The sequence below is a fragment of the Bifidobacterium myosotis genome, from assembly GCF_002259745.1.
Lineage (GTDB): Bacteria > Actinomycetota > Actinomycetes > Actinomycetales > Bifidobacteriaceae > Bifidobacterium > Bifidobacterium myosotis.
Window position 1 is genome coordinate 56,007 of sequence record NZ_MWWW01000006.1, and the last position, 19,628, is coordinate 75,634.

13 protein-coding genes are annotated in these 19,628 nt (G+C 63.4%); 5 read left to right on the forward strand and 8 right to left on the reverse strand.

Annotation, left to right across the window (positions count from 1 at the left end):
- Nucleotides 1-156: 156 nt before the first annotated feature.
- The 3 genes from purB (at nucleotide 157) to BMYO_RS03990 (ending at nucleotide 4,805) form a co-directional block, all read left to right on the forward strand.
- Nucleotides 157-1,593 (forward strand): adenylosuccinate lyase, encoded by a 1,437-nt coding sequence (purB, locus tag BMYO_RS03980; RefSeq protein ID WP_094667235.1) that lies wholly within the window; start codon nucleotides 157-159, stop codon nucleotides 1,591-1,593.
- A 160-nt stretch (nucleotides 1,594-1,753) separates the two neighbouring features.
- Nucleotides 1,754-4,195 carry a lysylphosphatidylglycerol synthase transmembrane domain-containing protein gene (locus BMYO_RS03985; RefSeq protein ID WP_094667236.1) on the forward strand — a complete coding sequence of 814 codons (2,442 nt, stop codon included), beginning with the start codon at nucleotides 1,754-1,756 and terminating at the stop codon, nucleotides 4,193-4,195.
- Nucleotides 4,196-4,523: 328 nt separating this feature from the next.
- A complete protein-coding gene (locus BMYO_RS03990; RefSeq protein ID WP_094667237.1) occupies nucleotides 4,524-4,805 on the forward strand; it encodes an HU family DNA-binding protein in 282 nt (93 codons plus the stop codon).
- A 94-nt stretch (nucleotides 4,806-4,899) separates the two neighbouring features.
- Here the strand turns inward: BMYO_RS03990 and BMYO_RS11840 are convergent, their stop codons facing one another.
- The gene (locus tag BMYO_RS11840; protein WP_211276822.1) at nucleotides 4,900-5,901 is read right to left on the reverse strand and encodes a glycoside hydrolase family protein; all 1,002 of its coding nucleotides are present in this window, start codon (nucleotides 5,899-5,901) and stop codon (nucleotides 4,900-4,902) included.
- A gap of 215 nt (nucleotides 5,902-6,116) precedes the next feature.
- Between BMYO_RS11840 and istA the strand changes: the two genes are divergently transcribed.
- A complete protein-coding gene (gene istA, locus BMYO_RS04005) occupies nucleotides 6,117-7,619 on the forward strand; it encodes an IS21 family transposase (RefSeq protein WP_094667238.1) in 1,503 nt (500 codons plus the stop codon).
- Nucleotides 7,616-8,401 carry an IS21-like element helper ATPase IstB gene (istB, locus tag BMYO_RS04010; RefSeq protein WP_094667239.1) on the forward strand — a complete coding sequence of 262 codons (786 nt, stop codon included), beginning with the start codon at nucleotides 7,616-7,618 and terminating at the stop codon, nucleotides 8,399-8,401. The genes istA and istB overlap by 4 nt, the downstream gene beginning before the upstream one ends.
- Nucleotides 8,402-8,500: 99 nt before the next feature.
- On the opposite strand, the gene BMYO_RS04015 is transcribed toward istB, so the two are convergent.
- From BMYO_RS04015 to BMYO_RS04050, 7 genes are all read right to left on the reverse strand, one after another.
- Nucleotides 8,501-9,223 (reverse strand): family 43 glycosylhydrolase, encoded by a 723-nt coding sequence (locus BMYO_RS04015; protein WP_094667240.1) that lies wholly within the window; start codon nucleotides 9,221-9,223, stop codon nucleotides 8,501-8,503.
- A gap of 502 nt (nucleotides 9,224-9,725) precedes the next feature.
- Nucleotides 9,726-10,331 (reverse strand): hypothetical protein, encoded by a 606-nt coding sequence (locus tag BMYO_RS04020; protein ID WP_094667241.1) that lies wholly within the window; start codon nucleotides 10,329-10,331, stop codon nucleotides 9,726-9,728.
- A 485-nt stretch (nucleotides 10,332-10,816) separates the two neighbouring features.
- Complete coding sequence (locus BMYO_RS12050; protein WP_233428140.1) at nucleotides 10,817-13,615, reverse strand: glycoside hydrolase family 2 TIM barrel-domain containing protein; 2,799 nt, start codon at nucleotides 13,613-13,615, stop codon at nucleotides 10,817-10,819.
- Between the two features lie 83 nt (nucleotides 13,616-13,698).
- Complete coding sequence (locus BMYO_RS04035; protein WP_094667242.1) at nucleotides 13,699-14,196, reverse strand: hypothetical protein; 498 nt, start codon at nucleotides 14,194-14,196, stop codon at nucleotides 13,699-13,701.
- A gap of 18 nt (nucleotides 14,197-14,214) precedes the next feature.
- The gene (locus BMYO_RS04040; protein WP_094667243.1) at nucleotides 14,215-17,358 is read right to left on the reverse strand and encodes a glycoside hydrolase family 3 protein; all 3,144 of its coding nucleotides are present in this window, start codon (nucleotides 17,356-17,358) and stop codon (nucleotides 14,215-14,217) included.
- Between the two features lie 198 nt (nucleotides 17,359-17,556).
- On the reverse strand, nucleotides 17,557-18,861 hold the full coding sequence (locus BMYO_RS04045; RefSeq protein ID WP_094667244.1) for an ATP-binding protein: 1,305 nt from the start codon (nucleotides 18,859-18,861) through the stop codon (nucleotides 17,557-17,559).
- A 10-nt stretch (nucleotides 18,862-18,871) separates the two neighbouring features.
- On the reverse strand, nucleotides 18,872-19,588 hold the full coding sequence (locus BMYO_RS04050) for a LytR/AlgR family response regulator transcription factor (protein WP_094667266.1): 717 nt from the start codon (nucleotides 19,586-19,588) through the stop codon (nucleotides 18,872-18,874).
- Nucleotides 19,589-19,628 lie beyond the last annotated feature (40 nt).

The window sequence follows — 19,628 nt, forward strand, 5'->3', positions numbered from 1 at the left end:
ATTGGTTCGACCAGTACGGCCGCCCCACCAAACCAGACCAACCCCGGCCAGGCCAAACCGACCAAACCGGTCAAACCGACCGACCCGGCGCCGTGCGAATGCGGGTTCCCTCCAATCGTACACGCCCAGTTCACGGCTGGAAGTACCCTAGAGGGCATGAAGCTTACCGATATTTCCCCTGCAATCGCATTGACCCCGCTTGACGGCCGTTACCACAACGCCACCGCACCGCTCGTGGAATACCTGAGCGAGCCAGCCCTGAACCGCGAACGCATGCGCGTCGAGGTCGAATGGATGATCCTGCTGGCCAACGGCTTCGACGGCAATGGCAACCAGCCCATCGTGGACGGCGTCAAGCCCTTCACCGAGGCCGAAAAGGCGTTTCTGCGCGCGATTCCCGAGGACTTCGGCGCCGAAGGAATCAAGCAGCATGCCGCGCACGAGGCCGTGACCCATCACGACGTGAAGGCCGTGGAGTACTACATCGACGATCAGATCGACAAGGCCCCGGCCGAACTGACCAACATCAACGAGGCGCTCAAGACCCTCGTGCACTTCGCCTGCACCTCCGAGGACATCAACAACCTGTCCATCGCCCGCTGCGTGAAGAACGCGATGAACAACGTCTGGGAACCTGCGTTCAAGGAGATCATCGACCATCTTGCCGCCAAGGCCGAGGAATACAAGGACAAGGCCCTGCTCTCCCTCACCCACGGCCAGCCGGCCACGCCGACCACGCTCGGCAAAGAGCTCGCGGTCTACGTCTACCGTCTGAACCGCCAGCTCAAGCACATCGAGAACCAGGAGTACCTGGGCAAGATCAACGGTGCAACCGGCACGTTCGGCGCACATCTGGCAGCCTGCCCGGATGTGGACTGGATCGCGGTCTCCCGTGAGTTCGTCACGAACCGCATGGGCCTGACCTGGAACCCGCTGACCACGCAGATCGAATCCCATGACTGGCAGGCCGAGCTGTACTCGACCGTCTCCCACGCGAACCGCATCATGCACAATCTGTGCGTGGACGTGTGGATGTACATCTCGCGCGGCGTGTTCGCGCAGGTGCCGGTCAAGGGCGCCACCGGCTCGTCCACGATGCCGCACAAGGTCAACCCGATTCGTTTCGAGAACGCCGAGGCGAACTTCGAGATCTCCTGCTCGCTGCTCGACACACTGTCCGCCACGCTGGTGGAATCCCGTTGGCAGCGCGATCTGACCGATTCGACCACCCAGCGCAACATCGGCTCCGCGCTTGGATACTCGCAGCTCGCCCTGTACAACCTGATGGGCGGCCTGAAGTCCATCCACCCGCATGACGCGGTCATCGAACGCGAGCTGGACGAGAACTGGGAGGTGCTCGGCGAACCCATCCAGACCGCCATGCGCGCCTGCGAGCTCAGGGGCCTGCCGGGCATGGACAAGCCGTACGAGAAGGTCAAGGAGCTCATGCGCGGCCACACCATCAACCAGGCTCAGGTCGAGGAATTCATCGACCAGCAGTCCTTCGACCCCGAAACCGCAGCCCGTCTCAAGGCTCTGACCCCTGCCACCTACACCGGCGTGGCCTCGAAGCTCGTCGCCTTCGACCGCTGACATCGCACGACGCCTGTCCGGCTCTCCGGCAGTCATCCGGCCCGTCACCTCCATGGCTATGGTGACGGGCCGGATGACTGCCACAAGCCGCGTGCAGGACGGGCCGCGGCCCCAAAGCAGTGAATAGGAGTCATCTTTCCCAGTGGAAGGGCGTTCGGATATGACGGATTCGCACGATAACGACCAGCACGACGGGCCCTTCATCGAGGACGTGGCACCACGCAGAACACGAGATTTCGCCGATCTGATGCGGGTGGGACTGTCACTGCTCATGGCGGCGGTGGTCATGGTGTTCGCCGTGTATCTCGGCGGCATGACCCGTGGCGTGGAATCCGATGCCCATACCGCGGCCAAAGCCATCAACTGGCTAGCCGACTTCCCCTCGACCGTACTGACGCAACTCGCCACGATCGTTATCGTGGTGTTCGTGCTCGGCCAGCTGCTGTTCACACGGATGTGGCTGGAAGCCGCCGTTTCCGCGTTGGCCATGTTCGCCGGCTACGGCACGGTGTGGGGTGTATCCACGGCGATCAGCGGACTAGGCGACCACACGTTGGCTCTCGCATTGATTTCCGCGGCCACCTCGCTCGGCTCCACCCTGCTGCCCGACATCTACGGCGGCATGGCCGCGTTCCTGACGGCGGCCGGCCCCAGGCGCACCCGTTCCAGCGTGAAATGGAGCTGGAACATCCTGTATGCCACGGCCGCGGTGATGGTGGTGCTGTCCTGGCATTCGGTCACCGGCATGCTGGTTTCACTCGCGGCCGGACGCATGGTGGGCATGCTCATCCGGTTCCTCGTGGGCACACAGAACACCGGCGTGTGGGGTACCGAACTGGTGGAGGCGCTCAGAGGCATCGGCCTTGAGCCGACCTCGCTCATCAGGCATCAGACCGCACCATTGGGCGGTCATGGATCATTGGCCGCCACCCTTGAGGACGATCTGGCCGAGGGTTCGCGCATCTACGATCTGGAGACGGCTAACGGACGCCGCTTCATCGTATCGGTGGTGGATGCCCAGACCCACACAGCCGGGTATCTCAAGCAGCTGTGGGATTGGGTCCGGTTCACCAGCGTCTCCATCCGACGCGACCGGTCCGTGCGCGAGGCGGTGCAGCATCATTTCGCCATGCTGCTCGGCCTGCACAACATCAAGCTTCCCGCGCCCGAGCCCTACGGCATCACGGACACGGACGAATCGGCCATCCTCGTGCTCGACGCCCATTCGGTGGAGCTTGCGGCGAATCTGAGCACCCTCACCAAAGCGGACGCCGTGGCCTACATGCGTTACCTGTCCGTCGCGAACCGGCGCGGATACACCCACCGCCGCATCACACCGGATACGCTGGCACGGCTGGATGACGGCACAGCGGTGATTGCCGGCTGGCTCAACGGCGACAACGCCTCGGCACAGGCCAACGCCGCATTGGACAAGGTCCAGCTGCTGGCGTTGTTCGCAGCGCTCATCGGCGTGGAACCGACCATCGAAGCGGCACGCGAGGCGTGGGGCGACGCCTCGCTGGTGACACTGGTGCCGTTCATTCAGAAAATGGCCGTCCCCTCCTCCACTCGCGCACTCGGTACGTGGGATAAGCAGCTGCTGACGCAATTGCGCGGCGGCATCAACGCGCTCATCGACGAAGAGACCGCCGAGGCGGCCGAACCGGTGACGCTGGCCCGTTTCTCCTGGCGTTCGATGATCACGATGCTGTTGGTCATCGTGGCCGTGGTGGTCGTGTTCACGCAACTCAACCCCGAGGAGATCATCACCGCGCTGCGCAACGCGAATCCGCTGATGGCACTGGTGGTGCTCGCATTCGGCGTATGCGGCTGGATAGGCTCGTCCATCTCGCTCGGCGCGTTGATGGACCGGGACCGCCGCAATCCCCTTGGGGTGTTCATGAGCCAGGTGGCCGGCGGCTTCGCCACGGTGTCCATGCCCGCAGGCGTGGGCCCGTCCTTCGTGAATCTGCAGTTCCTGCGCAAGTCCGGCTACCGGAACGCCCCAGCCACGGCGATCATGAGCGCCGCGCTGGTGGTCTATTACGCGGTCTACTTTGCAATGCTGGTGCTTATCGGACTGTTCACCGGCCGCAATACGTTCACCGGATCGATTCCAACGAACACTTTGGTGATTGTGTTGGGCGCGGTGGTCGTCGTGGTGTCGATTGCCATGATGATTCCGCCGCTACGTCATTGGGTGACGGGTCGGCTCATGCCGTTGGCGCGCAACTACGTCAACAAACTGCTCGATGTGCTGTCACGCCCCCGCGAATTGACCATCAGCTGTCTGGGGGCGCTCTTCCAGAACGTGACCACCGGCCTCGCGTTCTGGGCGGCATTGCAGGCCTTCGGCTACACGACGAATCCGGTCGAGGCCACGTTCGTGTTCATGCTGGCCTACGCGCTCGGCTCGGCGGTGCCCACGCCCGGCGGTCTGGGTGGTGTGGAGGCCGCGCTGACCTTCGCATTCGTCGCAATCGGTGTGCCGCAGGGCGTGGCGCTGTCCGCGACGCTGCTGCATCGCGTGGTGTTCTACTGGCTGCGCGTGCCGCTTGGCGCGTTGGCGATGCGCTGGCTCGCCCGTCGTAATCTGATGTAGCCCGAAGCGTGGGCCCGACTTGATGGCCCGATGAAATCAGACTGGACTGTACAGTACAATACGTCTGCGCAGTCTGATTCATGCGGGGCAAAACCGCGTGTTCATGCCGAAACAGCACGTTATCTGCCTGCAATCCACCGCAAATCCGCGCATAATCGTCTCCCATTGCGGGTCGGTGTCCAATTCGCGGCCGGAATCGGGGTGATTTCACGTAAAAAGTTGTGAAAACCCTTATAAAATGCGGGTTTAGGCAGGTGCATGCGCTATCATCATGTGATGAACGCGGACGAACGACAGTGCTCGTCCCCTGACCCAAGAAGGATGCTTTATGGCATACAACAAGTCTGATCTCGTCTCGAAGATCGCCCAGAAGTCCAACCTGACCAAGGCCCAGGCCGAGGCCGCCGTCAACGCCTTCCAGGACGTGTTCGTCGAGGCGCTGAAGTCCGGCGAAGGCCTGAAGCTCACCGGTCTCTTCTCCGCCGAGCGCGTCAAGCGCGCCGCTCGCACCGGCCGCAACCCGCGCACCGGTGAGACCATCAACATTCCGGCTTCCTACGGCGTGCGCATCTCCGCCGGCTCCCTGCTGAAGAAGGCCGTCACCGAGTGACCTGCCGCTCGACAGTGAGTGACTGATTCTCGAAACGAGACGATGAAGGGGCCCTGACCATGACGGTCGGGGCCCCTTGGCGTATGTTGCCGTATCAGTCGCCGGCGCTCAACGTGAAATCAAGGAAATCGATGGAACCGGTGCCGACGTAGCGGAAATACAACGGCACGGCGCGATGCTTCGAGTCCGAGGCATTGGGTGCCGCGGCGGTGGCCGCATCCACCGTATCGGATGTATCGGATGCATCCGCCGTATCCACGACATCGGACGCGTCCATAGTCATGACGCCATCCATGGTCCCTCGGTCGAGCTGACCCATATCGCCAGCCGCTTCCGATTGCTCAATGGAAGGCGACATCACGACGGATCGGAAGACCCGCCAGTCGTTGTTCGTGGGGTGCAACGGTATTTCGGCAATGCAATGCACGCCATCAGGATCGGTGGAGATCATGAATCTGCCGTCGGCCCTCGCAAAGCCGCGATGGACACGAACGGTCACGCACGTAACCCGCAATCCTCCATCGCGCGGCACAGTGCCTGTGTCCGACGCCTCGCCGACGACCGGCGAGAAATACTTGAATCCGGCGACGGCACCGTCGCGCATATTGGCGATGTACTGGCATGCGGGCATCGGCCCGGCCTCGGCTCTGCCGTCATGCCCATCCTGGGTGAAATACGGATGTGCGGCCAGACGTTTAGCGGGGCGATCGCCATCGTAACGGCCGGCACCGGTCCGGCTCCACAGATTACAAGCGATGCGCGCCTCATACCGTCCATCTCCTCGCAATGGACCACCGTTCAGCCCGCAGCTGGTGACTTCCGATTGGGCGAATCGCCATTCGCCGGCCGTCGTGTCGAACGAGGCGTCGAGCTGTTCGGCGCAGGCCTGACGCGCGTAGGAACTGCGGTTGGTCTGACGATGGTAGAACGCGTAGAACGCGTCACCGATGCGCAGCATGCCACCGTGTGTGTTGCCGGTATAGTTGGCGGCATGGGTTTCGTCCGGATGCCCGTTCAGCCCGACATCGCCGATGCTGACCAGCGTACCGCCATACCGGAAGCCCTCGGTGGGCCGATCAGAGACGGCATAGCACAACTCATGGTTAAGCCGTGATGAGTAGTGTATTGCTTCAATGTTTGTTCGGCGGGTTGAGCGGTGTTTTTCCGCAGTGTGGGCTGATGGTTTTCCCCGGTGTCGTCATCGTTCTGGGGTGATGTGAGAGGCATCGGTTCCGCCGCCTGTATATTCCCGAGTGCTGATTACTCGTTTCGGCCGGTTGCCGCCGGCCGGTGCTCGGGAAGGAAAGGAACATGGCGATACCGATGCCCATTGTGCAAGATATCAGGAGACTCGACCGGCAGGGGCTGTCCCGTGCGGAGATAGCGCGGCGGCTGCATGTGGATCGTGGCACGGTCGCGAAATACGCGGATATGGAGGATCTGAGCCCGAGGCGTCCGGACGACCGTCGGTATGGGTCGAAGATCGACGGGCTCGCCGCGGTGGTGGACGGCTGGTTGGAGGCGGACCGTCGTATGCCGCGCAAGCAGCGGCATACGGCCAGGCGCGTGTACGACCGGCTGGTCTCGGAGCATGGGTGGGAGGGCTCGTATTCCGTGGTGCAGCGGTACGTGAAGCGCTGGCGGGAGACGAACCGGGAGCCGTCGGCCGCGTTCCTGGACCTGTCGTGGGCTCCGGGCGTGATGCAGGTCGATTTCGGGGTGGCGTTGGCCACCGTCGCGGGGCGTGAGACGGAGACGCATTGCCTGGTGGTCTCGTTCCCGTGGTCGAACATGCGCTACTGCGTGGCGATGCCCGGGGAGAACGCGGAGTGCCTGTGCGCGGGGCTGATGCTCGTGTTCGCGCATGCGGGCGGCGTTCCCCCGGTCATCGTGATGGACAACGCCACCGGCGCCGGGCGCAGGAACGCGAAGGGCGAGGTCACGCTCACGGGCGTGTTCGAGTCGTTCGTGGCCCACCACCGGCTCGAGGCGCGCTTCTGCAACCCGTATTCGGGCCATGAGAAGGGCAGCGTGGAGAACGCGGTCGGGTTCCTGCGCCGCAACATCATGGTCCCGCCCATGCGAGCGGAATCATACGAACAGCTCAGTCGTCTCATGCTGGAGCGGTGCGACGCCCTGGCGGCGGCATCGTATTGCCCGAGGCTGATGGACGTGCCCGTCACGCAGGTGTTCGCCGAGGACAGGGCGGCGTTGGCGCCGTTGCCGTCCACGGTGTTCGACCCGGTGCGCTGGGAGTCGAGGAGGGCCGACAAGCGCGGCCGTATCGACATCGACTCCCGCTCCTATCTGGCCGGCGGCTCGTGGGCCCGGCGGCGCGTGCAGGCCGCGGTCCGGTGGGACACCGTCACGCTCGTCGACCCCGACACGGGCGCGGTCCTGGCCGAATACCCGCGTCCCTACGGGGACGGGCCGCGCGTCCTGCAGGACCCGGCCCTGGTGATGCCCATGCTCGCCGCGCGCCCCGGCGCGTGGATGGAGAGCCCGATACGGCCCGACGTGCCCGACGACATCCGCTCATGGCTCGACTCCATGGACGACAGGACCCTCAGGGAAAGTTTGAAGGCGATCGCCCACGCGTGCGCCGCGGCCGGGTTCGGGCCCGTGATGCGGGCATGCGACGAGATTCTCACCTGCAACAGGGACATGGGCCTGCACGCGGACACGCTCACCCCGATCGCGTTGCGCATGCGCGACGGCGACTGGGAATACCCCGGCGCCGTCGAGGAGCCCGACCTGAGCGGCTACGACGAGTTCATCACCGGCACCCGCCGTGACGGGAAGGGGACGCGATGACGGCCGGACCCGATCCCACGATCCCCGAGACGCGGCGCCGCCGCACGTCCACGCAGGAGAAAAGCGAACGGATCCTGAAAATGAGCCGGAGCCTGCCCCTCACGCGCGGCGTGCTCGCCGACACGCTCGCCGAGGCCACACCCAGCCAGCTCGACCTCATCGAACGCTGGTTCACGGCCGAACTCGACTCGCGCGAGCAGTCCAGACGCGTCCGCCTCCTCAAACAGGCCGGATTCCCCGCGGACAAGACCCTCGACGGCTACGACTGGACCAACCTGAACATGCCCGCCGACTGGGGACGCGAACAGCTCGAAAGCCTCGAGTTCATCAACCGGTGCGAGGACCTCGTGCTCTACGGGAGCGTCGGCACCGGCAAAAGCCACCTCGCCATCGCGATCGGCCGGCTCGCCTGCACCAAGGGCGTACCCGTCCGGTTCTTCACCGCGACCGGACTGCTCATGCGCCTGCGCCGCGCCCAACAGGAGAACCGGCTCGACAGGGAACTCGCCGGCATCGGCAAGGCCGGGCTCCTGATCATCGACGAGTTCGGCTACCTGCCCATCGACGAGGAAGGCAGCCGCCTCCTCTTCCAGATCATCAGCGACAGCTACGAGACAAGGAGCATCATCTACACCACCAACATCGAATTCAGCGGATGGGGACGCGTCCTGGGCGACAAGAACATGGCCGCCGCCCTCATCGACCGCACCGTCCACCACGGACGACTCATCAGATTCGAGGGCCGCTCCTACCGCAGCCAGCACGCCCTCATGACCAAATAACCAAATAACCAACACAACAACAAAACAACGCAGACAGGCAGCGGCCGATACCGCACACCCCGCGGGAAACCCGCTGCCCACCCTGCGGAAAAACACCGCTCACAACGCGGACGCCAACTTGCCAAAACACAAGTAGACGAAATAGTATTTGCCGTCCCATTTGCGTATCGACGAGGCTTCGAAGAACTCATGTCCCGGGAATGAGCCGGGGCCGGACTTGGGAAACAGGAGCCTCTCCGGCGTCTTGATCGTCATCATGTCGAATTCGAGCCCGAGCACATAGCCGCCATCGAAGTCAAGCCGGCGACATCCCGTCGCGATGGTGGGCACCGGGGTGTGAAAACCGGAATAGAGGTAGACACTGCCGTCGTTGTCCACGAGCACGCCGGGATCGAACGGGAAGGAATCACCGGCGCGACGGCCCCACAGGGTGCCATCCGGGTGATGCACATGGCCATGGAATTCAAACGGGCCGACGGGCGTATCGGCGACGGCCACGCCCATCATCCCCATGAAATCGAAGGCGTAATACAGGTAGTACCGCCCATCGGCGCCGATGGCCACGTCTGGCGCGAACAGCAGTCGCAGGCCGAGACGGTTTCTTGGGTTCTGGTTCCTGCGATAGATGACGCCTTCATACCGCCAGTCGGACAGGTCGTTCACGGGCGCGGACCAGCACACATAGTCGTTGACACAGAACATCGGCGCGCCGAAGCGGTCGTGCGACCCGTAGATGTACACGCGATCGCCGAACACGTACGGCTCGGCGTCGGGGACGTACTCCCCCGCCGGAAGATACGGATTGACGGCCTGATGCCTCATGCCGTGCTCCTTTCCTATGCGGCCGGTTTCCAATGCGTTCGATTCCGACGCGGCGACCAGCATACACGAGGTTGCTCAAAGATGATCGAGCAGCTCGGTGACCGACCGGTGTCGGTGCCATGCTGATGACGTGCCGGTGCCGAGCTGATGACAAGCCGATGACGGATTACCGTGTGCAAACCTGAGACGTATGCCCGACCGATAGCACACGACCAGCTCACCCGACATAGCCCCCACCCCAACATCAGACCGACGTACACCCGACTGGTATCGGCTGGCCCCGAACGGGACGAAACGTAAGTTTCGGACGACCCTCTGTTACGTTTCGTCCCGTTTTGACACCCGAAAATGGGACGAAACGTAAGTGACCGTCGTTGCAAACTTACGTTTCGGGACGTTTCGCCGCGTGGCGCCGCGTGTTCGCTACGTTTGCGCCGCGTGTTCGCCGCGTGGCGCCGCGTGTTCGCCGCGTTGTACCACATGTTCGCCGCGCTGCGCGATGTCACGACGCCCGTTCAGTCGCCTCACCTTCAGGGAAGATGATCTTGTAGATCGGGAAGTAGATGACCATCTGCACGCCGCCGTTGACCACGGTGATGAGGATGTTGTACACGGCCGGCGGCACCAGCCCTTTGAGCAGCGGCACGTACAGACCCATCAGGAAGCTGCACACGATGGTGATGAGCACGAACGCCACCACGTACCATGCGATCTGGAACCAGATGTTGCCCTTGGACCTGAACGTGATGTTGCGTTGCATCGGGAAGTTGATGCACTGTGCCACGAACAGGGTGATGGCGAATGCGGCGAAATATCCCATGCCGCCGGTGGCGTCGCCGGTGACCGGGTAGTCGAACACATAGGTGTCCACCGGGCCGAGCGTCAGGTGGATGAGCTGGGCGGGGATGGTGCACCAGTCGGTGTACCGGTAGAACAGGTCCGGCAGGAAGGTAAGCATCGCATACTGCAGCACGGTGACGAACAGGGAGAAGGCGTAGAACATGACGAACTGTGCGAGGAGCTTGTGCTTGACGGAGAAACGCTGCCACCATGCGGCGAGTGGGTTGGGGCTGGTGAACGGTTGGGTGATGGGGACCTTGTTGGACATGTGGGCGTTCCTTTTGTGATGGTAACAATGCTCTCTGAGTGCAGTATGCAGGCGTATGGGCGGGTATCTTGGTGAGGCGTGCGGGCAAGCTCCCCTCAGCCACTGCGTGGCAGCTCCCCTCGGAGAGGGAAGCCATTTGGATTCCGACGGCAAGTGTTCGCCGGTCCGTCGGTAGCTCCTCTCAGAGAGGAGAGCCAATCACCGTCTTGGTGATCTGCACACCCAGTTTTGTGTAGCTCCTCTCAGGGAGGGGAACCAATAGCTCTACGAGGAGTAACAGCAACCACTTCTCAGAGGAGGCCAATAATCTTGGAGTTGAAAACTGGCCGAATCGACAACTCCCCTCAGCCACTGCGTGGCAGCTCCCCTCGGGGAGGGGAGCCAATCTGATATGGGCGGTCCTCTCCCTGGCCGCGCTCGCGGCTCCCCTCAGGGAGAGGAACCGATACTGTTCAGGCAACTCTTTTTTGGAGGAGGCCGGGGAGTTAAGCGATGACGAGGGTGAGGGAGGTGGTATGTCTGCCGTCGGAGACGGAAAGGGTGATCTCGTCACTGGCGGCGGCATCGTCCGAGGCCTGCACTACGGCGAGCGCCTCGCCATAGTAGGTGTCAGTCTCGCCGGTGACGAAGCTACCTTTGTTGAATGGGGCCGCACACCCGAAACCGAGCAGACGGCCATCGCCCGAGACCGTGGCGGTCAGGACGCCGCGCTCAAGCGGCTTGGCGATGCCATGTTCGTCGGCGTATCGTACTCGCACGAAGGCAAGCCGACCGGGTGCGATTACGACTTCCGAAGAGGAAACGGCCGTCGGCAGGGCCGATGCCGCCATAGCGTCTACCGCCGATACGGATTCCGCAGGACCGGCCAGAAGGCGGACGGCTTCGAGCAGATCCTCAGTATCGGTCGAAGTCATGCCCATCGAAGCGTCACCAACCCGAGGGCCGGCATGCTTGTCGGCGCGGCCGACCCATTCGACCTCGGCGCGCAGTTCCGTATGTTCGGATGCGCTGGTGAGCGCGCATCGTCCGATCTCACGGCCGGAGGCGTCATAGGACACCGCTTCGATGTCGCCCGGCTGCCAAGTGCAGTCAAATCGGGCGACACAGTCGTCGACAAGCGTCTTGCGACCAACTTCCCGACCGTTGACGAACAACGCCACCGAGGCGGCGCGCACATACACCTCCACGTTCGCCTTGCGTCCCTCGCAGCCGTTCCAGCTCCACGAATCGATGGCGTTGCTCATTTTCCATGCACTGGGCGAATGCTTGTCGTCCGTGTGATTGACCGGCACCACGGCGATGTACGGGCCCGGCTCGGCTTCCAAGGCGACACGCGTGTACAGCGCCTCGCCGAGCGGCTTGCCGGTGAGGTCGAGACGCCCCGAGCCGGCGGTCAGCCAGCCGTATTCGATGTTGCGGGAGGCGTAATCCTCGTATTCCCAGGCACCCACGCCGGTTTCGCCGATGTAGTCCATGCCGGACCAGACGAAATCGCCGATGAGCCGTGGATTGCCTTTGACGAACTCACGGAACTTGTAGGCGTCGTTGCAGAAGGTCTCCGAGCCGAGGATCAGACGGTCCGGATACCGCTGCAGATCGTGGGCGTACCGCTTGATGCCATAGTTGTAGCCGGCGATGTCCATCGCGGCGAAGGCATCGCGCGTGACCCAGTCGCAGAACGGCAGCGTGGCCATGGTCTTCATGAACCCGGCGCCCAACAGTCCGGCCAGATTGTTGAAGAACTCGCTGCCGACGGCCTTGTGCCTGTCGGCCGCCTGACCGGCCGCGCGGCGTTTTTCGGCGGCGGCCACCTCCTTGGCGGCCTTCTTGTCCGAGTACTGGCCCACGCCAATCGAGGTGAGGAAGTTGAAGAAGATGTTGATACCGCAGGTGACCGGACGGGTCGGGTCGAGCCGGTGCAACAGGTCGGTCATCTCGCCGGCGAGCTTGATGCCGCGCTTCTGGGCGGTCTCCCCCACCTCGTTGCCGGTGGAGTACATGATGACGCTGGGATGGTTGCGGTCCTTGACCACCATGTCCGCGAGGTCCTGTTTCCACCACTGACCGAAGTAATCCACGTAGTCGTGCTGGGTCTTGTGGATGTACCAGTGGTCGATGTATTCGTCCATGACGAGCATGCCGAGCCGGTCGGCCGCGTCCAGCAGCGCCTTGGAGCAGGGGTTGTGGGCGGATCGGATGGCGTTGTAGCCGTTGGCCTTCAGTAGGGCGAGCTTGCGTTCCTCGGCGTCCGCGTAGGCGCAGGCGCCAAGCACGCCGTTGTCGTGATGGATGCAGGCGCCCTGGATGATGGCGCGTTCGCCGTTGATGGTCAGGCCGTCACCGCCCCAGGCGAGTTCGCGGATGCCGAAAGTAACTTCCGTTTCGTCGGTGATGGCGGGGTCGGCGGCGGACTGGTAGCGGATGCGCGCGGTGTACAGGTTCGGGTGTTCCGGCGACCACAGGTACGGGGCGGGGATGTCGAGGACGACGGTCGTCTCGCCGTCTCCGGCGGGCGCTGTCCGTACGACGGACTGAGGCTGGTTGTCGGTTGGAGCTAGATCATTCTCGCGAGCGTGGCCCTTGCCGTTGGCCGGTTCTCCCCCAGTCAGCCTGCGGCTGCCAGCTTCCTCGTCAGAAGAGACCGACGTGGCGGGCACAGACCCAATCTCAGTCACGCTTCGCATGCCAGCTTCCGCCGGCGGGAGCGGAACGGCGGTGACGGATATCGTGCCGGGGGCGGTGGTTGCGACGGTGAATTCGACTTTGGCGGGCTCTCCGTCGTCGCCCGAGCCGATGGACAGGGTGCGCACGGTCACGCCGTCGAGCTTGATGTGGTCGCGTGGGGAGGTCCACAGCGTGACCGGACGGTAGATGCCGGCGCCGGAATACCAGCGGGAATTCGGCTGGTCGGCGTTGCGGGCGATGACGCGGATCTCGTTGTCCTGCCCGACCGTCAGCCGGCCGGTGACGTCCACGGTGAAGTTCGTGTAGCCGTACGGGCGGAACGCGACCTTCTCGCCGTTGATCCATACCTCGGCGTTGTGGTACACGCCCTCGAATTCGAGAATCATCGTCCGGCCGGCGAGCGCGGCGTCCGGCGTGTAGTGGCGCACATACTCGTAATCGCGTCCCTCGAACCAGCCGGAGTTGAGGCCGCTGGCCGCGAGCGGGCTGCGCTGCTCGCCGATCATCGCGTCATGCGGCAGCGTGACCGGAGTGAACGGCTCATCCGCGGCATCGAGATGGCGGTAGGACCAGTCGTGGTTGAATTCGATGGCGTGCATCCGTGTTCCTTACATGTCTTGACGGGATATCGGTTGCGGAGCCGGCCCGGGAAACCGGAACCGACTCCGCAATCATTGCTGGATCATGCGACCGCCGGGGCGGTGGGTTCGACGCTGATGACCGCGCGGGCGACGTCCTTGGCTGTGAACGCCTTGACGATCAGCGCGATGATCGCGATCAGGTAGCAGGCGACTCCGATGACCGAGATGTTGAGCGCAGTCTCTTCGGACGCCGGGTAGTTGACCGGGATGAAGTAGATGTCCGCGGCCAGTCGCACCCTCGCCAGCACGAACAGCGCGAATCCGCCGATGAGCAGGGCCTCGGAGCCGACTGTCAGCACATCGTTGAGGACATCGCCGAGACGGGAGCCCAACGCGATCTTGACGATCAGGGCGACGATTGCCACCACGCTCAGCGCGATCGCCGCCACGCTGACGCCCTGCCCGGCCATGTACCCGGTCGTGGAGGTCACGAGGTAGACCGCAAGGCCGGCTATGGCGCCTACCAGCGCGATGATTTCGGGGATGCTGGTCTTCAGGGTCTGCTTGGTCTGGATGGTCTGATCAGTATGGTTTGCCATGTCGTTTCCCTTCCTTTCCTACTTGGAGGAGATGCCGGCCGGAGCGGCCACGGACTTCGCGCCGCGGACGCGCACGGTGATGTAGCCGACCACGCCGCCTGCGGTGACCACGCCGGTGACGGCGATTGCGGCAATGTAGGCCGCACGCCACCAGGTCATGACGTTCTCGGTGTGGGTGGTGGAGTTCACGCCGTTCATGGCGTTGGAGTTGGCGAGCGCCCACAGCGCATAGTGGACGTTCTGCTTGATGGCCAGCAGCATGTTACGGTCCTTGGACAGCGTGTCCGCATCCCAGTAGGTCACACCCTGGTTGCCGAAGCCGCAGAACGCGGTGGTTCCGGCGAGCACGGACTCCTTCGGCGCGGCGTGCGGCGACACGGACGTGAAGTCGGTGACGTTGTAGCCGGTGAAGCCCCACTCGTTGCGCAGGATGTTCACCATCACGCCGGCATTGGCGGACGAGGCCACGGCGCCGATGCGGTTGTAGGAGGTCATCACGCCGAGCGCACCCTGCGTGTAGGCGTCCGCCTTGGAGTCATCCGTCTCGAACGAGGCCGGCTTGCCCTTACCCTCGATGAGCTGCTGCAGGTTGCGCAGCTCCATCTCGCGGGCCTTCTGCTCGTTCATGAAGACGGCGATGCCGGAGCGGTTGATCTCCTGGTCGTTGAACGCGATGTGCTTGACGTTGACCAGCGTGCCCTTGGACTGGGCGCCCTGCACGGCGGCGGAGCCGATGTAGCCGGACAGGATCGGGTCCTCGGAGTAGTACTCCACGCCGCGGCCGTTGTAGGCGTGACGGTGCAGGTTCGCGGCCGGGCCGATGATGATCGGCAGGTTGAACACGAGGCTTGATTCGCCGATGATCAGTTCGCCGTTGCGGTAGGCCAGCTCCTTGTTCCAGCTGTAGGCGAGGTTGGTCGGCGACGGGGCGACGCGGGAGGTCTTGTTCGCGTAGGCCTCGTCCTTGGCATCGGAGAACGCCTTGCCCTGATACTGGCCCTCGGACAGGGTGTGCGAGTCGGAGCCGCCGGGGCCGTCGTCGGAGGTCATGTCCTGCAGACCGACGGATTCGATGCCGCCGATCATGTGGAACGCGTTCTCGGCGAACGACATGAACTCCTTGACGGAGACCTTGGAGGTCAGCTCGTCCCAGCGTTCGTCGTCGAAGGCGGCGCCCTTCATATCGTTGATGGTCAGGTCGCTGGCGGACTTGTCGCCGATGGTGATGTCGGAGACGTCGTCGTTGGTGGCCAGCTCGATGAAATCATTGTTGAGCAGCTTGGAGACCTCGCTGCCGGCGGTCAGGCCGGAATAGGTCTTCGGGAAGGTGCCGTTCCAGTCGGAACGGGTCAGGTACGTGACCGTGCCGTCCTCGAACGAGTTGTAGTCCATCGAGTAGTCGCCGTCGGAGAGCTGGTTGGTGATCGCAGTGCCCGTGTCGGAGGTGGAGAACGTCGCCGCGTCCACGTCGCCGTCCCACGTCCACTGGTAGGTCTTGGACTTGTCGCCGGCGGCGGTCATGCCGTCGGACTCGTCGTAGCCTTGGGCGGCGAGCACGTTGTTGAGCGCGTCGTGCGCGTCGTCGCCGATGGCGAAGTAGTAGTCGCCAGGATCGACGATGTAGGTCTTGGCCTTGTTGGCGTCGTAGCTGGCGATGTTCGTCATGTCGACGTCCATCGTGATGGTCTGCTTCTCGCCCGGCTTCAGGGAGTCGGTCTTCTCGAAGTCCATGAGCTGGATCGCGGACTTCTCCACGCCGTTCTTCTTGTCGTAGTCGGTGTACGGCACGGAGGCGTAGAGCTGGATGACGGACTTGCCGGCCACGTCACCGGTGTTCTCGGTGGTGACGGTGACGGTCGCGGTCTTCTTGTCGCCGGAGATCTCGACCTTGTCAAGCGTCTGTTTGAACGTGGTGTAGCTCAGGCCGGTGCCGAAGGGGTAGACGACCTCGTTGGCGTAGTCCCAGGTGCCGTCCTTGGTGGCGACGGTGCCGTCCGTGTTCGAGTACGTGCCGGCCGAGGCCTCCTCGCCGCCGTTGCCCATGACGATGTCCGCGTAGCGGGTCTCGTAGTAACGGTAGCCGGTGTAGATGCCTTCGGATTCGATGAGGTAGGAGTTGACGGCCGCGTCCTCGGAGAAGTCGGAGGCGTTCGACCACGGGATGTCGCCGAAGTTCTGCATGGCCGGCGACACGGCCGCGTTGGTGACCATCACGTCGCCCAAGTGGGCGGACGGCGAGACGGTGCCGTTGAGCACATCGGCCACGGAGTAGAAGCCGTAGGAGCCGGGCAGGCCAACCCACAGGATCGCGTCGATCTTCGGGTCGTTCTTGAGGTTGGAGATCTCCATCGCGTTGGCCGAGTTGACGAGCACGATGACCTTGTCGAAGTTGGCCTCGGCCTCCTTGACCAACGCCATCTCCTCATCCGAAAGGCTCAGGATGTTGCCGTTCGCGGTGTGCACACCGTCGGCCAGACCGTCCTCGCCGATGTTGTACGCGCCGTTCTCGCCGCCCGGGCGGCCGACGACCACGATGGCGGCGTCGTTGTAGTCCTTGTACTGGGAGTTGTAGTCGGGGTTGAGCTGGGCGAGCTCGTCAAGGCTCAGCTCGGACGGATCGTCGTACTTGGTGATCTCCGCGTATTCCGGGATGATGCCGCTGCCGAACTGCGGCGTGGTCCACTTCTTGTCCTTGAAGTATTCCTGATAGGCCTTGAGCATCGACGGGTTGATGTCGAAACCGGACTCCTTGAACGCGTCGGTGATCTCCACGGTGGAGTTGCCGTCGGCGATCGATCCGCCGGAGCTGCCGTACACCGGGGCGTAGCTGCGCACGCCGAACATGGTGATCTTCGCGTTCTTGGAGATCGGCAGCGCGTCGTTGCTGTTCTTCAGCAGTGCGAAGGTCTCCTGCGCCTCCTCCTTGGCGAAGGCCTTCCAGCCCTCGTACGCCTCCTTGGCGGACTTGAATTCGGACTGGTAGGTCCAGCTGTTGCCGCCGTCCGCGGACTGGTCGGTCACCGTGCGCTGGCTGCGGGTGCCGGCGAATGCGTCAAGCGACGTGCGATAGGTCTCCATGATCGATCCCGCCATGATGGCGACGGCGAGGAGCAACGCGCCGATGGCGGTGAGTCCCCGCCACAAGTTCGTTCGTTTGAACATCTCATCCTCCTTGAATATCTGGGCGCCCCACTGTGCGCGCCTTCGGTTCAAGTCTCGGATGGGTGCGGCCACCGCTCAAATGCCGTTGCGTGAACGGTCGTTTTCGCGGGGTGAACGGCACCGGGCTCGGGTGGCGGGTGTATGCCCGACCAGATGGCGGGAGCATTGGAAAACCGGTGACAGGCAGATAGGCACCCGTCACCGGCCGGCATCGGCGTCACGCAGCGGGAGGATCACGGTCAGCCGGAAGACCCCTCCCCTCGCGGATATGGCCATCGTGCCATCGTATTGCTCGGCGATCATGCGCATCGAACGGGTGCCGAACCCGTGGTACCGGGCATCGTCCTTGGAGGTGCGGGGCAGCCCGTCCTCGAAGGTCAGATCGCCGGCGAACGGGTTCTCGACGCGGATCATCACCATGCCCTTATCCCGCCGCACACGCACCGAGATGTACCGGTCCTCGCCGGCGTCGAGCCGCGCGACCGCCTCCAGCGCGTTGTCGATCGCGTTGCCGAACAACGAGTACAGGTCCACCGGATTCATGAAGGCGAGCAGCGAACCGTCAATCATCCGGTCGAAACGGATGCCCTGCTGTTCGCATTCCATCGATTTCTGCGCCATGAGCACGTCCAACGTCTCATTGCCCGTGCGCACCGAGGCGTCATACATGTCGACCAGCCCGGACAGCTCCCTGACCTGGTCATCGGATATGGCCGCGCCAAGTGAGGCGATCTGCTTTTTGAGATCATGGGTCTTCACGTTGATGAGGTCGATGGTCGCCTTCGATGCGGCCATCTGCTGCTTCTGCTGGCGGAGCAGCTCGCGCATCACCTCGCCGTCCGACCGGGCGACCTGATTGATGACTATTTCGATGGCGAGCTGCATCACGAAGACGCAGGTGACCAGGTCGAACGCGCTGAATATCCCGAAGGCGGCCGGCCCCACCTGCGAACCGACCATCGCGTTGAACAGGTTCGTGAAGACGCTGATGCACAGCAGCATGCCGAACAGGAGCATCAGCACCGAGCGCCCCGCCAATGCGGAGGTCTGTTTGCACACCAGAGGCCTGGCGAAGCACCAGTACCCGATCACGAAGAACGGGATCTGCATCAGCGCATACACGTACGTGTCGATCCAGGAGGCGTCCTCCCAGAAATAGTGGAGCCATGTGGAGGCGAGCCGGGCACCCCGGTACACGAAATGCTGGAGGGTGCCGCCCATCACGAAGTAGAACACGGCCTGACGCATGTTGACGCGCCAGCACAGGGCGATCCACACGGTGTACGTCACGTAGGCGAGCATGTTCTCCGCGCTGACCGTCCACAGATTGACCGGCACCAGCAGCCGCCAGAGGCCGGAGCCGACGAGCAGCGCCGCCATGCCGAGACCGAAGCGGGCCGCGAACCCCGGACGGCGTTCCAGCCACCAGGTGAACATCAGCGTGGTGATCAGCAGTTCGAACACCATGCCGTTCGCGTCGAAGAACCGTATGATCTGCCCCATGGCGACGCCCTCACAACACGGTGCCGTCGGCCATGCCGGCGGCCAGATCGGTCATGAAGGTCTTTTTGTAGGTTCGTCCGATGGCGATCGTCTCACCTCCGCCGAGCGTGAGGTCATTGCCCTGAACGGCAACGATGTGCCGGATGTTGACCACGAACGCCTTGCTGCACCGGAGGAATCCGCGTTGACCGATCTTGTCCACCACATCCTGCAACGATCCGCTGCCGGTGACGATGCCGGACTCCGTGTGGTAGATCAGGCTGTGATCGCGCACCTCGATGTATTCGATGTCACGCAGCAGTACACGTCTGGTGCCGCCGCGCTGCATGATCATCACCGCGGCCGACTCCTCCTCGCGTATGGCGATGGCCCGGCCGAGCTTGCGCTCGAAATCCGGATAGGCGAATGGCTTGATGATGTAGTCGAGCGCATCGACCTCATAGCCTTTGGCCGCGAACTGCGCCATGTTCGTCACGAAGACGAGTATGGTCTCCGAATCGAGGACGCGCAGTCGGCGCGCCGCCTCCATGCCGTCCATATTCGGCATCTCGATATCCATGAACACGATGTCCCACACCGGTTTGTACGGGTCCAGGAACGCTGTCGGTTCACCGAACACGGTCACATTGAACCGCACGCCCTCATGCGTTTGCTCATACCGCTCCAGACAGGCCCGGAGCCTCGCCACCGCATTGTCGTCATCCTCGACCACCGCCACCGTGAACATGCGCCGCATACTCCCTCCGCCGTCCATGCCGAACATATCC